This is a genomic window from Longimycelium tulufanense (genome assembly GCF_014645795.1).
GTDB classification, from domain to species: domain Bacteria; phylum Actinomycetota; class Actinomycetes; order Mycobacteriales; family Pseudonocardiaceae; genus Longimycelium; species Longimycelium tulufanense.
The window spans coordinates 34,884-47,669 of sequence record NZ_BMMK01000001.1 but is presented as its reverse complement, the minus strand read 5'-3'; the positions used below and the strand labels follow the sequence as shown (position 1 = coordinate 47,669).

Below are 12,786 nucleotides of genomic sequence, written 5' to 3'. Positions count from 1 at the left end.
CCGAGTAGGTCGTCCGGCCGCTCGGCGACTGCGCCTACCAGCCGCCGAGCGGTCGCTGCCGTGCGCGGGATCCGGTGCTGCCCTGCGACGCCGTCCACCACCGTTTGAGGTGCACCCACACCACCCGGGGAAACGCCACGGCGAAGTCCCGGAGCGCCTGCCATCCCGCCCGGTGCAGGATGCGGAGCAGGACCTTCGGCGGAGCGGGCCGGAACCGCGGGCGCAGCGTGCTCGGGTCACCACCGCTCCGCATCCGCCGCAGCGCGTGCTCGACCACGGACGGGTCGTTCCACATGCTCCGGAAGACAACCGCGCCGTCGGGGTCGATGACGTGCACGGTGTTGGGGAGCATCCCGTACTGCCGGTGCGCGCTGCCGTCGAGGTCGTCGACGAGGATCGTGCGTCCCTCGCTGTCCGCCTCCGCGACGAACCGCGCCGCATTGATCTTGTCGTCCATGTTGCGGTGCGGCCCGAGCCGCTCGCCGGGATGCGCCTCGCGGGTGTAGAGCACCAGGAAAGCAACATCGGGGTACCGGAAGGCCAGCGCGTTCATGCGGTCGATGCCGCGCTCGTACATGGGACACGTGACGCTGCCGGCCTCCAGGACGACGGGCCGTCCTCGGTAGTCGGACAACCGCACGGGCGTGCCGTCCAGCCGGCTGGCGATGAAGTCGGGTGCGGGCTCGCCCTCCCGCACCCCTTCCAACCGGTCCAGCGTCCGGTGGGCCAGGCTGAAGTGCTCGTAGTTGTACTCCGGTGTCATGCGCCCGGGGTCGTTGCGGGCTGATTCGGCCATGACCGCCTCCCGAAGGGGATTCCCCGCGTACTCATTGGGTACCCACTGCCAACCTAGAACCGCCCGCATTCCCCGGCACAGCGGAAGAATCCCCATCGAGTGCCTCTCCACACCGCCGAGCGACCGCGGAGGCTCCCGTCACGCCCGGTCGTGCGAGGGCGGTGCGTTGAACCCTTCGGCAGCGGTCACACCGGTTGGCGGGTAGGTTTCCCCCGCGATGGTCCGGCAGTGTTCGAGGAAGGTGCGCAGCAGGGGGCTGTTCCCGCCGCGCGGCCACGCGAGCGCGAGCTCGAAGGGCTCCGCATCGGTGATCAGCACCCAGGCCAGGCGGGGATGGGTGAAGTAGTCCGCCGCCGAGGCAGGCGCGATCCAGACGCCCCGGTGGCTGGCGACCAGCTGCAGGCACTCCTCGGGCGTGCGGCCCTCCGGGCCGTAGCGGACGGGGGTGCCGTCCGGCCTGGGGTCGATGACCCAGAACCGGATGACCTCCTGCGGCACGGTCGAGTGCGGGCCGATCACGGGCTCGTCGGCGAGCTCGGCGAGCTCGACCGCGGGCCGCCCGGCGAGCGGGTGGTCCGGAGGCAGCGCCGCGACGCGGGGTTCGGTGAGCACCGGGGCGGTGTCCAGCCTGTCGTCGCCGGCCGGGAGCCACAGGAAGGCAGCATCGGCCCCGCCTCCGGTGAGCAGCTCGATCTCCTCGTTCAGGGTGGACACCGAGGTCATCTCGACATCGATGTCCGAGCCCTTCAACGCCGCGACTACCTGGGGCATGAAGTGCGCGGTGCTCTGCGCCTTGAACGCGACCCGGACCCGGCCAGCCGTGCCCTGCGCCACCCGCCGGGTCTCGTCCAGCATGCGGTCGGCCGCGGCCAGCATCTGGCGGCCGTGCCTGGCGACGACCTCGCCGGCCGGTGTCAACTCCACGCCGCGCGAGTTGCGGACCAGCAGCGTGGCACCGGCCAGTCGCTCGAGCTGCTGGATCTGGCCACTGACCGCCTGCTGGGTGAGGTTCAGCCTGGTGGCGGCCCGGGTCATGCTGCCTTCCTCGGCGACCACGAGGAGCGCATGGAGCAGCCGCAGGTTCAGCTCCACCTGCTCAAGCCTCCTCCCTGGAGCCCGTCCCGGCAAACGGGAGCCGGCACCGGAACGGGGTGGGGCGCGGCTGCCCTGCCGGAGTCTCCGGCGGGTCGGCCGCGCCCCACCATTGGGTGTGGACGGGATCCTGACGGTTCAGCGGGTGGTGTAACCGCCGTTGGCGAAGATGGTCTGTCCGGTGATCCACCAGCCGTCGGTGGCCAGGAACGTGATGAGTGGGACGATGTCCTCGATCTGGGTGAGCTGGTTGCCCATGGCCTGCGACTTGTGGAACGCGACCCGCTCCGGGGTCTCCTGCCCGTAGAAGAACGGCGTGTCCATCGGGCCGGGCGCGACGTTGTTCACGGAGATGCCGCGGGCGGCGAACTCCTTGGCGGCGGCCCGGGCGAAGTGCTCGACCGGTGCCTTGCCCCCGGCGTAGGTGGAGTAGCCGTCGGTGAAGGCGGCGAGCAACGCCGTGAGGATCGTGATGATCTTGCCGTTGTCGTTGAGGTGCCGGCCCGCCTCACGGATGAAGAAGTACGCGGCCTTGGCGTTGACGGCCGCCATCCGGTCGTACTCCTCCTCGGTGGTCTCCACGATCGGCTTGCGCAACACCATGCCGGCGGTGTTGACCGCGACGTCGATGCCGCCGAACCGGTCCTTGGCCGTGGCGAACAGGTGCTCGACGTCGCTGACGCTGGTCAGGTCGCCCTGGACGAGGAGAGCCTCGCCACCGGCCGCCCGGACAGCCTCGGCCGTCTCCTCGGCGTCGGCCTTGGTGGCGTCGGAGTGGTAGTGGATCACCACGTTCGCACCCTCGGTGGCCACCGTCCTGCTCAGCAGGCCACCAAGGTTCTTCGCACCGCCACCGACCAGCACGACCTTGCCGGCAAGGGAGTTCTTGCTCATGCTTGCTGCCCTTTCTCTGCGTCGCATGCGGCGGGAAAGCACCCCGGTGCGGCTGCCGCCCCCACGGCGAAGCGAACCTCCAATGCGGACGACTTCGAGAATGGTCAGTGCGACGCAAGATCGGAAACAGAAGTCCGCTGGACCGGCCACAAGCCAGACTTGTGACGGAGCGCCCCGGCCGGGCCAGCTCCAAGGACGTCTTGTTTGCGATCACGGGCAGCGTGACAAACACTCGGATCGTCCACTGTAGATCGTCATCTGCGCCGCGGGAGGATGTCATGCGGCCCGAGAGCCTCAGCAACCCGGTCGTTCGACGCGTAATCGTCGCCATGCGGGACGGTGACCGGAAGTCGTTCCTGGACGCCTTCGCCCTGGGCGCCGAGATGACCGACGACGGTACGTCACAACAGCTCCAGACCTGGGCCGACCGCGAGGTGTTCCGCTCGCACGGCCACCTCGAGGTGGAGCGGGAGGAGAACGACGGCCTGTACCTGACCGGCCGCTACCAGTCCGACCAGTGGGACATGCCGACCTACTGGCGGTTCGAGGTGGAGGAGGACAAGATCACCAGAATGGATGTCGGCGCGCTCTGATGCCTCCCGTCGACGAAGGTTCCGGCGCCAACCGCGAAATGCCGATGTCCGGTCGCACCATGATGAGTGCGCGCGGCATCAGCCCGTGGTACCGCCCGATGGCGGCCCGGAACAGCAGTGAGTCGCATCGTCCCGCCACGCCGCTCGAGCTGTTCTTCGACCTGTGCTTCGTCGTCGCGGTCGGGCAGGCTGCGGCCCGGCTGCACCATTCGGTGTCCGAGGCGCATTTCGGCACGGGCTTGGTGAGCTATGCCCTGGTTTTCTTCGCGATCTGGTGGGCGTGGCTGAACTTCACCTGGTTCGCCTCGGCCTATGACACCGATGACGGCGTCTACCGGGTGACCACGCTGGTACAGATCGCCGGTGCGTTGATCCTTGCCGCCGGCGTGCCGCCCGCCTTCGATCAGCGGGACTTCACCGTGATCACGATCGGGTACGTGGTCATGCGGTTGGCCCTGGTGTCCCAGTGGCTTCGGGCGGCGAGCACCGACGTGGCGGGCCGACGAACCGCGTTGCGCTATGCGTCCGGGGTCTCGCTGGTCCAGATTGGCTGGATTGCCCGGCTCGGGCTCCCCGAGCCCTGGGGCATGGTCGGGTTCGCGGTCCTGGTGCTCGGGGAGTTCGCGGTGCCGGTGTTCGCCGAGTCCGCGCGTCCGACCACCTGGCATCCCCGGCATATCGCGGAACGGTACGGGCTGTTCACCATCATCGTGCTCGGTGAGCTGATCATCGGCACGGCGTTCGCGATGCAGTCGGCGATCGAGGAGACCGCGGTGACCGCGGCGCTCCTCTCGGTGGCGGCCAGCGGGTTGGTGATGGTCTTCGGGATGTGGTGGCTGTACTTCGACCAGCCCGCGCACGAAACCCTCTCGTCGAACCGCACCGCGTTCGTCTGGGGATACGGGCACTACCTGATCTTCGCCTCCGCCGCAGCCGTCGGCGCCGGGTTGGAAGTTGGCATCGACTTCGATACCCATCAGACGCACATCTCCCCGCTTGCCGCGGGGATGGCGGTTGCGGTTCCGGTGGCGCTCTTCCTGATCAGCGTGTGGGGCCTGCACGTCCGGCCGCATCACCGGGGTCCGCTGCTGAACAGTGCGTTCCCGCTGGCAGCGGTGCTCATCCTCGTCACTCCGCTCACACCGCTCCCGCTGCCACTCATCGCGTTGATCGTCGCCGCGCTGGTTGGCGTGAACATCGCGACCAAACCCTGCGACGAGGCCATCCAGACCTCCTGAGCACGGATGGGCCACGACATCGTTCTCGGTGTGCCGGCACCAAGGACTGCGTTCAGCGGACGCGGGTGCCCTTGCGCCAGACAGCGTGGGTCATGGGCACACCGGGGCGGTAGGCGAGCCAGGTGGTGCTCGGCGCGTCGAGGACATGAACGTCAGCGCGGGCACCGGGGCCGAGGACGCCAATCGCGTCATCACCCGACTCGCGCCGCAACGCGCGGGCGCCGCCCCAGGTAGCAGCGCGGACAGCTTCCGCCACGCTCAGGTGCATTTGGAGCACGGCGGTCGCCACGCAGAACGCCATCGAAGAGGTGTAGGAGGAGCCAGGGTTGCAGTTCGAGGCCAAAGCGATCGTCGCACCGGTGTCGATCAGATCCCGCGCGTTGGCCAAGGGCTGCCGTGTCGACAGGTCGCAGGCAGGCAACAGCGTGGCGACGGTGTCGGACTCGGCCAACGCCTCGATGTCGTTGCTCTCCAAGTAGGTGCAGTGGTCGACGCTGGCCGCCCCGAGCTCCACAGCCAACTGCACGCCCGGCCCCGGGCCTAGCTGGTTCCCGTGCACCCTCAGGCCAAGCCCCCGCTTCTTCGCGGCCTGCAGCACGGCCCGCGACTGCTCCTCGTCGAACGCCCCGCTCTCACAGAAGACATCGGCCCAACGCACATGCGGCGCCACCGCATCAAGCATCTCGCCACAGACCAGGCGCACGTACTCGTCGCCGTCCCAGTCCTCCGGCACCAAATGCGCCCCGAGGAACGTCACCTCGTCGACGTACTCGCCGGCCAAGCGCGCCGAACGCACCTCGTCCTCGACCGTCAACCCGTACCCGGTCTTGGTCTCCAGATACGTGGTCCCCTGGCTCACGGATTCCGCCACATGCCGCCGAACGCCGTCCGCCAGGTCCGAGTCGCTCGCGGCCCGGGTCGCGGCCACGGTCACGGCGATACCGCCGGCCTGGTACGGCTCGCCGGCCATGCGCGCGGCGAACTCCGCCGTCCGGTCACCGGCGAACACAAGGTGGGTGTGGCTGTCCACCCAACCAGGCAGCACCGCCCGACCCTCGACGTCCACCCGCTCGTCGGCGTCGGGCGCCTGGGCGGCGGGACCGACCCACGCGACGCGCTCCCCGTCCAGCACCAGCGCCGCGTCGCGCAGCTGGCCGAGCTCGTCGTCGTTCGTGGTGAGCTCACCGATCCCGGTGATGAGCACGGTCGGAGCCATCATCACCGCCACAGCCCTTCGATCGCCTCGGCCAGCAACCGGCCTACCTCTCCCAGAGTCTCGTGCCGCCCCTGCCGCGCCACCACCCGACCACCGACCACGACCGTGTCAATGTCGGCCGCGGCGGCGGCAAGCAAGATCTGCTCCGGCAACGCCCCAGCCGTCCGCGGTGTATCAGTGCGAACCGCCACGAGATCGCAGTGCGCTCCCACCGCGATCCGGCCGTCGCCGGCCCAGCCGAGGCTGTCGTGCCCGTCGCTCGTCGCGGCCCGGAGCAGCTCGTCCGGGCTGAAGCAGCCGCGCCGATGGCTGCGCATCCGCGCGCCATGCTCCAGCGCCCGCGCCTCCTGCAACGGATCAAGGACCGCATGCTGGTCACTGCCCAGCGACAACCGGCAACCAGCGTCAACGAGATCCCGCGCCGGGCCGATGCCGTCCGCCAGATCGCCCTCGGTCGTCGGGCAGAAGCACGCCATGGAACCGGCGCTCCCCAGCAGCTCGATGTCATGCTCGGTGAGGTGGGTGGCATGAACCGCCGTCGTCCGCGGCGAAAGCACGCCAGCGTCATGGAGCACGGCGGTCGGAGTGCGCCCGTATGCGGCCAGACATGCCTCGTTCTCCGCAGGCTGCTCGGACAGGTGGACGTGAAGCGGCCGCTCAGCGGGAGCACCCGCCACGACATCCGCCAACGCGTCCCGCGGAACGGCCCGCACGGAATGGATAGCCGCGCCGATCCTGGTGGTGTCGTCCTCACGCAGCGCGGCCACGCGCCCGGCCCACGCCTGAGGTGTGCCGTCGCCGAACCTCAGTTGCGTGTCCGCCAGTTCCTCGCCGATACCCCCGGCCAGATAGCAGGTGTCGAGCAGCGTCAGCCGGATTCCCGCGTCAGCCGCAGCCTCCCGCAACGCTTCCCCCATCGCGTTCGGGTCGGCATAAGGAGCCCCGCCCGGAGCGTGGTGCAGATAGTGGAACTCCCCGACGCAGGACACCCCCGCCAGGGCCATCTCCGCGTAGACGGCACGAGCCAGCTCCAGGTAGCTGTCGGGATCCAACCGCTCGGCCAGCGCGTACATGCCCTGCCGCCACGTCCAGAAAGTGCCGCCCCCGCCGTGGGTCCGACCCCGGAGCGCGCGATGGAAGGCATGCGAGTGTGCGTTGGCGAAACCGGGAAGAACCACACCGTGCAGCCGGTGCGCACCCAGGGGCGGAGTGTCCACTCTGGACACTTCCCACGCCCGGCCGTCCTCACCCGCCCGTACCAGGACGCCATCGGCGATCCCAGTTGGCAGCCAGGCCCGCTCGCACCAGTACGCGGTGTTGCTCACCGTTCGCTCCCTGCCAGGTGTTCCAGGACCTTCGCCAAGGCTGCGACCCCGGCCTCGCAGTCGTCCGGTTCGGCATGCTCGGCCGGCGCGTGGCTGACGCCGGTGGGGTTGCGCACGAACAACATCGCGGTGGGCACCTGGGACGCCAGGACCCCGGCGTCGTGCCCCGCCCCGGTAGGCAGGGCCGGCGCGTCGTCGAGCAGCCCGGCCAGCTCGTCGCGCAATGCGGGATCGAAGATCACGGTGTCACCGTAGGACTCCTCGGTGACCTCCAGCCGGCACCCCTCGGCCGCCGCCGCGTCCCGAGCAGCCGCCTCGATCTCGGTGACAAGAGATCGGGTCGTGGCGTCATCACTCGCCCGCGCGTCCAGCCAGCAGTCCACAGTGGACGCTATGACGTTGGTACCGCCGGGAACCGGAACGATGCGGCCAATGGTCGCCCGGGAACCCACCGCGGCGGCCGCCGCGCGCCGAGCGGCCAACACCAGTTGGGACGCGGGAAGCATCGGGTCGTGCCGGTCGGTGATGGGTGTGGCACCAGCGTGGTTCCCCTCGCCGGTGAACTGGAATCGCCAACGACCGTGCGCGAGGATCGACGATGCGACCCCCACCGGGCGACCCAGGTCGATCAGCCCGCGCCCCTGCTCCACGTGCAGTTCGACGAAGCACCCGATACGGGACAGCGACTCCTCGTCCCTGCCCAGCCGTTCCGGCGCCAGCCCCGCCTTCCGCATGGCATCGGCCAACGTGGTGCCTTCGGGGTCGCGCAGCCGCCGGGCCGTGTCAGCATCGATCGTCCCGGCGAGCAACCGTGACCCGAGGCACGGCACACCGAACCGGCCACCTTCCTCCTCGGCGAACACGACCACCGCAAACGGCCGAGACGGGACAAACCCCCGAGCACGCAACAGATCCACCGCGGCGAGAGCAGACACCACCCCGAGCGGGCCATCGAACGCACCGCCCCCAGGAACGGAGTCCAGGTGGCTCCCGGTGATCAGGGCGTTCGGGCCGGGTTTCCCCCACCACGCCCACAGGTTGCCGTTCCGGTCCACCTCGACGTCGAGCCCTCGCGCTCGCGACTCGGCCACGAACCACTCCCGCAGCGCCAGCTCCGCGCGGTCGAACCCGTGCCGCGAGTAGCCACCGCGGACCCGGTCCACGCCGACGTCGGCGATCGCGGCCAGCAGCCCGGTCGCCGAAGCGGCGGACGTTCCGGACGCCCCGGAGGGGCCGGGCGCCGAGGCACCCGGCCGTGGTTGCGCACCCATCGTCACTTCGCGTCCTTCATCGGCACGCGGACACCTCGCTCCACCGCGACCGTCGCAGCCCGCTCGTAGCCGGCGTCGACGTGCCGCAGCACACCCATCGCCGGGTCATTGGTGAGTACCCGTTCCACCTTCTGTGCGGCCAGCTCGGTACCGTCGGCGACGGTGACCTGACCGGCGTGGATCGACCGTCCCATACCGACGCCACCGCCGTGGTGGATCGACACCCACGTAGCCCCGGAAGCGGTGTTGACCAGCGCGTTGAGCAGCGGCCAGTCGGCGATCGCGTCCGAGCCGTCGGCCATGCCCTCGGTCTCCCGGTACGGCGAGGCGACCGAGCCGCAGTCCAGGTGGTCCCGACCGATCACGACCGGAGCGGACAGCTCGCCGGAGGCGACCATCTCGTTGAACCGCAGACCGGCCAGGTGCCGCTCGCCGTAGCCGAGCCAGCAGATCCGGGCCGGCAGGCCCTGGAACGCGACCCGCTCCCCCGCCATCCGGATCCACCGCGCCAGCGGCTCGTTGTCCGGGAACAGCTCCAGAATCGCCCGGTCCGTGGCGGCGATGTCCCTGGGGTCACCGGAAAGCGCGGCCCACCGGAACGGCCCCTTGCCGTCGCAGAACAGCGGCCGGATGTAGGCCGGGACGAACCCGGGGAAGTCGAAGGCGCGCTCGCAGCCGCCCAGCTTCGCCTCGCCGCGGATCGAGTTGCCGTAGTCGAACACCTCGGCGCCACGGTCGAGAAACCCGATCATCGCGTCGACGTGGTCGGCCATGGACTCGCGGGCACGGTCGGTGAACTCGTCCGGCTTGGCCGACGCGTAGTCGTGCCAGTCCTCCAGCGCGACACTCTTGGGCAGGTAGGACAGCGGGTCGTGGGCCGAGGTCTGGTCGGTCACGATGTCCACCTCGACGCCGCGCCGCAGCAGCTCCGGCAGCACCTCGGCGGCGTTGCCGATCACGCCCACCGACAGCGGCCGCCGCTCGCGCCTGGCCGCCTCCACCCGGCGCACGGCGTCGTCGAGGTCGTCGGCGATCTCGTCGAGGTACCGCGTCTCCACCCGGCGTTGCGCCCGCTCCGGGTCGCACTCGATGACCAGCACGACGCCCTCGTTCATCGTCACGGCCAGTGGCTGGGCACCGCCCATACCGCCGAGCCCGGCGGTGACCGTCAACGTGCCGCGCAGCGTGCCACCGAAACGCTTCTGCGCCACGGCCGCGAAGGTCTCGTACGTTCCCTGCAGGATCCCTTGCGTTCCAATGTAAATCCAGGATCCGGCGGTCATCTGTCCGTACATGGTGAGGCCGAGCGCGTCCAACCGGCGGAACTCCGGCCAGGTCGCCCACTCCGGCACCAGATTCGCGTTCGCGATCAGCACCCGCGGCGCCCACTCGTGGGTACGCAGCACGCCCACCGGCTTACCGGACTGCACCAGCAAAGTCTCGTCCTCGCCGAGTGCGGTGAGCTCCCGCGTGATCGCGTCGAAGCTCGCCCAGTCCCGGGCCGCCTTCCCGGTGCCGCCGTAGACAACGAGGTCCTCGGGGCGCTCGGCCACCTCCGGGTCGAGGTTGTTGTGCAGCATCCGCAGCGGGGCCTCGGTGGCCCAGCCCTTCGCGGTGAGCTGGATTCCCCGCGCGGCACGGACGACGCGGCCCTTGCCTTCTGCACTCACGACTTCCTCCTGTCTTCCGCAGGACACTCGAACCCGGTTCTTGCCACTCGTTCCCCGGCCGCGAGCCGGAGCAGCAACGATGCGCTCACGACCCGCTCCCGGCTACCTCGTCCTCCAGCGCCGCCCGGATGTGCGGCTCGACCGCGGCCAGCAACGCGCCCGACCGGATCAGCTCCTCAGCGGCGACGATCTCGGGTGCCAGGTGACGGTCCGGCCCCGGCCCCGGAACGCGCTCCCGCAACGCCTCGAGCGCGGCCGCGGTGGCCGGTGCCGGCTGCAACGGCGCTCGTAGGTCCAGCGCACGGGCGGCCGTGAGCAGCTCGACGGCCAGCACCGTGGTCATCCCGTCCAGGGCGCGCCGCAGCTTGCGCGCGGCCGACCACCCCATGGAGACGTGGTCCTCCTGCATGGCGGAGCTGGGGATGGAGTCGACCGACGCCGGCATGGCCAGCCGCTTCAGCTCGGACACGATCGCGGCCTGCGTGTACTGGGCGATCATGTGCCCGGAGTCCACACCCGGGTCGTCGGCGAGAAACGCCGGCAGGCCGTGGGAACGCGCCACGTCCAGGAACCGGTCGGTACGACGCTCGGCCATGCTCGACACGTCCGCGACCGGGATGGCCAGGAAGTCGAGCGCGTAAGCCACTGGGGCACCGTGGAAGTTGCCGTTGGATTCGACGCGACCATCGGGCAACACGGCCGGGTTGTCCACCGCGGAGGCCAGTTCCCGGTCGGCGACGGTCTCGCAGTGGGCGAGGGTGTCGCGGGCGGCGCCGTGGACCTGGGGCGCGCAGCGCAGCGAGTAGGCGTCCTGCACGCGGGTGCAGTCGGGCCCGCGGTGGCTCTCCACGATCTTCGAGCCCGCCATGGCCGCCCGCATCCGCGCCGCCGAGCGGGCCTGGCCGGGGTGCGGCCGCAACGCCTGGATGTCCGCGGCGAAGACACGGTCGGTGCCCAGCAGCGCCTCAACGCTCATCGCGGCGGTCACGTCCGCCACGTCCAGCAGCCGGGCGAGGTCGGCGGCGGCCATCACGAGCATGCCGAGCATGCCGTCGGTGCCGTTGATGAGGGCCAGGCCCTCCTTCTCGGCCAGCTGGACGGGTTCGATCCCGGCGCCGGCCAGCGCCTCTCGCGCGGGCAGGCGGGTCCCGTCCCCGGCCAGCACCTCGCCCTCGCCGGTCAGGGCGAGCGCGACGGCGGCCAACGGGGCGAGGTCGCCGGAACAGCCCAGCGATCCGTACTCGTGCACCACGGGCACGATGCCGGCGCTGAGCATGGCCGCCAGTGCCTTCGCCGTCTCCGGCTGCACGCCGGTGTGCCCGGTGGCGAGGGTGCTCAGCCGGAGCAGCATCAACGCGCGCACGACCTCCGGCTCGACGGCCGGTCCCGCCCCGGCGGCGTGGGACCGGACCAGTGAGCGCTGCAGGGCGGCCCGCAGGTCCGTGGGGATGTGCCGTACCGCCAGCGCCCCGAAGCCGGTGGAGACGCCGTAGGTGGGCCGCTCGGCGGCGGCCAGCGCCTCGACGTGGGCCCGGCTCGTGGCCAGGGCGGCCAACGCCTCGGGCGTGAGCTCGACCCGGGCACCCCCGCGTGCCACCGCGAGCACCTGCTCGCGGGTGACCGGTCCGCGCCCGACGTGCACCGTCTGCTGCATGCCTCCATCCCAACTCCCGGTGGGATGCGGCAGAAGCCCGGTAGGGGTGACACTGTCTGGGATGCCAGACGCCCGCCTCGCTGGCCCGGGTGGGCCAGCAGGTTCAGCCGGAAGGGGAACGCCGGATGGGCGACAGCAGCGACGTCCCCGCACTGCGCCGCGGGTTGGCCGTGCTGCGGCTGCTGGCCAGCCGGGCCGGCCCGGTGTCGGCCGGAGCCGTTGCCCGCGAGCTGGGCCTGCCCAGGTCGACCACCTACCACCTGCTGTCCGAGCTGGTCGCCACCGGTTTCGCCACCCACCTGCCCGAGGAACGGCGGTACGGACTGGGCGTGGCCGCCTTCGAGCTGGGTTCGGCCTACCTGCGGCACGACCCCTTGGAACGGCTGGCGCGCCCGCTGCTGCGGCGGCTGGTGGACCGGGTGGAACGCACGGCGCATCTGGGCGTCCTGCACGGCCCGGAGGCCCTCTACCTGGTCCGGGAGCAACCGCGGCAACCGCAGACGCTGGTCACCGACGTGGGGGTGCGGCTGCCCGCCCACCTGCCGGCCTCCGGCAGGGCGATGCTGGCGCACCTGCCTCCGGCCCAGGTCAGAGCGTTGTTCCCGGGTGCTGCCAGTTTCGTGAACCGCACCGGCCGCGGACCCCGCAACCTGCCCGCGCTACGCCGGCTGTTGGCCGGGCAACGCCGGCGCGGCTGGTTCGTCGAGGACGGATGTGTCACGGCCGGGTTCGCCTCGGTGGCCGCACCCGTGTTCGACCACGGCAGCCGCCCGGTGGCCGCGATCAGTGTGACGTTCCGCCACACCTGCACCCCGGACGCGACGCCGGCCAACCCAGGCCCCGAGTGCGGCGCGGACTGGCCGGAACTGGCCGTCGAGGTGCAGGCGGCGGCCACCGAGCTGACCACCCGCATCGGCGGCCACGCCCGCACCGTGTGAATCAGACGAGCCGACTACGCGCGGTGCGCCCTGAACACCGCCAGGTCGCCAACCGATAAACGCACTCGTGGTTTCAATTGTGGGGTGGATCACCGTTGA

11 protein-coding genes are annotated in these 12,786 nt (G+C 70.8%); 3 read left to right on the top strand and 8 right to left on the bottom strand.

Translation table 11 applies throughout. The features are described 5' to 3' along the window. Positions 1–34: 34 nt before the first annotated feature. From IEY55_RS00225 to IEY55_RS00215, 3 genes are all read right to left on the bottom strand, one after another. Positions 35–796, bottom strand: coding sequence for a TlpA family protein disulfide reductase (locus IEY55_RS00225; protein ID WP_189052752.1), 762 nt, complete (start codon positions 794–796; stop codon positions 35–37). Positions 797–934: 138 nt separating this feature from the next. Further along, positions 935–1,888, bottom strand: coding sequence for a LysR family transcriptional regulator (locus IEY55_RS00220; protein WP_189052751.1), 954 nt, complete (start codon positions 1,886–1,888; stop codon positions 935–937). Positions 1,889–2,026: 138 nt separating this feature from the next. Further along, on the bottom strand, positions 2,027–2,782 hold the full coding sequence (locus tag IEY55_RS00215) for an SDR family oxidoreductase (RefSeq protein WP_189052750.1): 756 nt from the start codon (positions 2,780–2,782) through the stop codon (positions 2,027–2,029). Between the two features lie 278 nt (positions 2,783–3,060). On the opposite strand from IEY55_RS00215, the gene IEY55_RS00210 reads away from it, so the two are divergent. Both IEY55_RS00210 and IEY55_RS00205 read left to right on the top strand, forming a co-directional pair. Beyond that, entirely contained in the window at positions 3,061–3,375 is a 315-nt protein-coding gene (locus IEY55_RS00210) for a nuclear transport factor 2 family protein (RefSeq protein ID WP_189052749.1), read from the top strand. 59 nt (positions 3,376–3,434) lie between these two features. After that, positions 3,435–4,613 carry a low temperature requirement protein A gene (locus IEY55_RS00205; protein WP_189052748.1) on the top strand — a complete coding sequence of 393 codons (1,179 nt, stop codon included), beginning with the start codon at positions 3,435–3,437 and terminating at the stop codon, positions 4,611–4,613. Positions 4,614–4,665: 52 nt separating this feature from the next. Here IEY55_RS00205 and hutI read toward each other — a convergent pair whose 3' ends face one another. The 5 genes from hutI to hutH all read right to left on the bottom strand — a co-directional run bounded on the left by hutI (position 4,666) and on the right by hutH (position 11,749). Then, on the bottom strand, positions 4,666–5,829 hold the full coding sequence (gene hutI / locus IEY55_RS00200) for an imidazolonepropionase (RefSeq protein ID WP_189052747.1): 1,164 nt from the start codon (positions 5,827–5,829) through the stop codon (positions 4,666–4,668). Between the two features lie 2 nt (positions 5,830–5,831). Continuing rightward, positions 5,832–7,154, bottom strand: a complete 1,323-nt coding sequence (locus IEY55_RS00195) for a formimidoylglutamate deiminase (protein ID WP_189052746.1) — start codon at positions 7,152–7,154, stop codon at positions 5,832–5,834. After that, on the bottom strand, positions 7,151–8,425 hold the full coding sequence (locus IEY55_RS00190; protein WP_189052745.1) for an allantoate amidohydrolase: 1,275 nt from the start codon (positions 8,423–8,425) through the stop codon (positions 7,151–7,153). The genes IEY55_RS00195 and IEY55_RS00190 overlap by 4 nt, the downstream gene beginning before the upstream one ends. A gap of 2 nt (positions 8,426–8,427) precedes the next feature. After that, complete coding sequence (gene hutU / locus IEY55_RS00185; RefSeq protein ID WP_189052744.1) at positions 8,428–10,095, bottom strand: urocanate hydratase; 1,668 nt, start codon at positions 10,093–10,095, stop codon at positions 8,428–8,430. Positions 10,096–10,180: 85 nt separating this feature from the next. Further along, positions 10,181–11,749, bottom strand: a complete 1,569-nt coding sequence (hutH, locus tag IEY55_RS00180) for a histidine ammonia-lyase (protein ID WP_189052743.1) — start codon at positions 11,747–11,749, stop codon at positions 10,181–10,183. Positions 11,750–11,874: 125 nt separating this feature from the next. Between hutH and IEY55_RS00175 the strand changes: the two genes are divergently transcribed. Continuing rightward, entirely contained in the window at positions 11,875–12,687 is an 813-nt protein-coding gene (locus IEY55_RS00175; protein ID WP_189052742.1) for an IclR family transcriptional regulator, read from the top strand. Positions 12,688–12,786 lie beyond the last annotated feature (99 nt).

What these genes read in the sequence shown, in the direction of transcription:
- hutI (WP_189052747.1), bottom strand. Translation starts at nt 5,829, where the DNA reads ATGGCTCCGACCGTGCTCATCACCGGGATCGGTGAGCTCACCACGAAC.
- IEY55_RS00210 (WP_189052749.1), top strand. Translation starts at nt 3,061, where the DNA reads ATGCGGCCCGAGAGCCTCAGCAACCCGGTCGTTCGACGCGTAATCGTC.
- IEY55_RS00215 (WP_189052750.1), bottom strand. Translation starts at nt 2,782, where the DNA reads ATGAGCAAGAACTCCCTTGCCGGCAAGGTCGTGCTGGTCGGTGGCGGT.
- IEY55_RS00190 (WP_189052745.1), bottom strand. Translation starts at nt 8,425, where the DNA reads ATGGGTGCGCAACCACGGCCGGGTGCCTCGGCGCCCGGCCCCTCCGGG.
- hutH (WP_189052743.1), bottom strand. Translation starts at nt 11,749, where the DNA reads ATGCAGCAGACGGTGCACGTCGGGCGCGGACCGGTCACCCGCGAGCAG.
- IEY55_RS00175 (WP_189052742.1), top strand. Translation starts at nt 11,875, where the DNA reads ATGGGCGACAGCAGCGACGTCCCCGCACTGCGCCGCGGGTTGGCCGTG.
- IEY55_RS00225 (WP_189052752.1), bottom strand. Translation starts at nt 796, where the DNA reads ATGGCCGAATCAGCCCGCAACGACCCCGGGCGCATGACACCGGAGTAC.
- IEY55_RS00205 (WP_189052748.1), top strand. Translation starts at nt 3,435, where the DNA reads ATGATGAGTGCGCGCGGCATCAGCCCGTGGTACCGCCCGATGGCGGCC.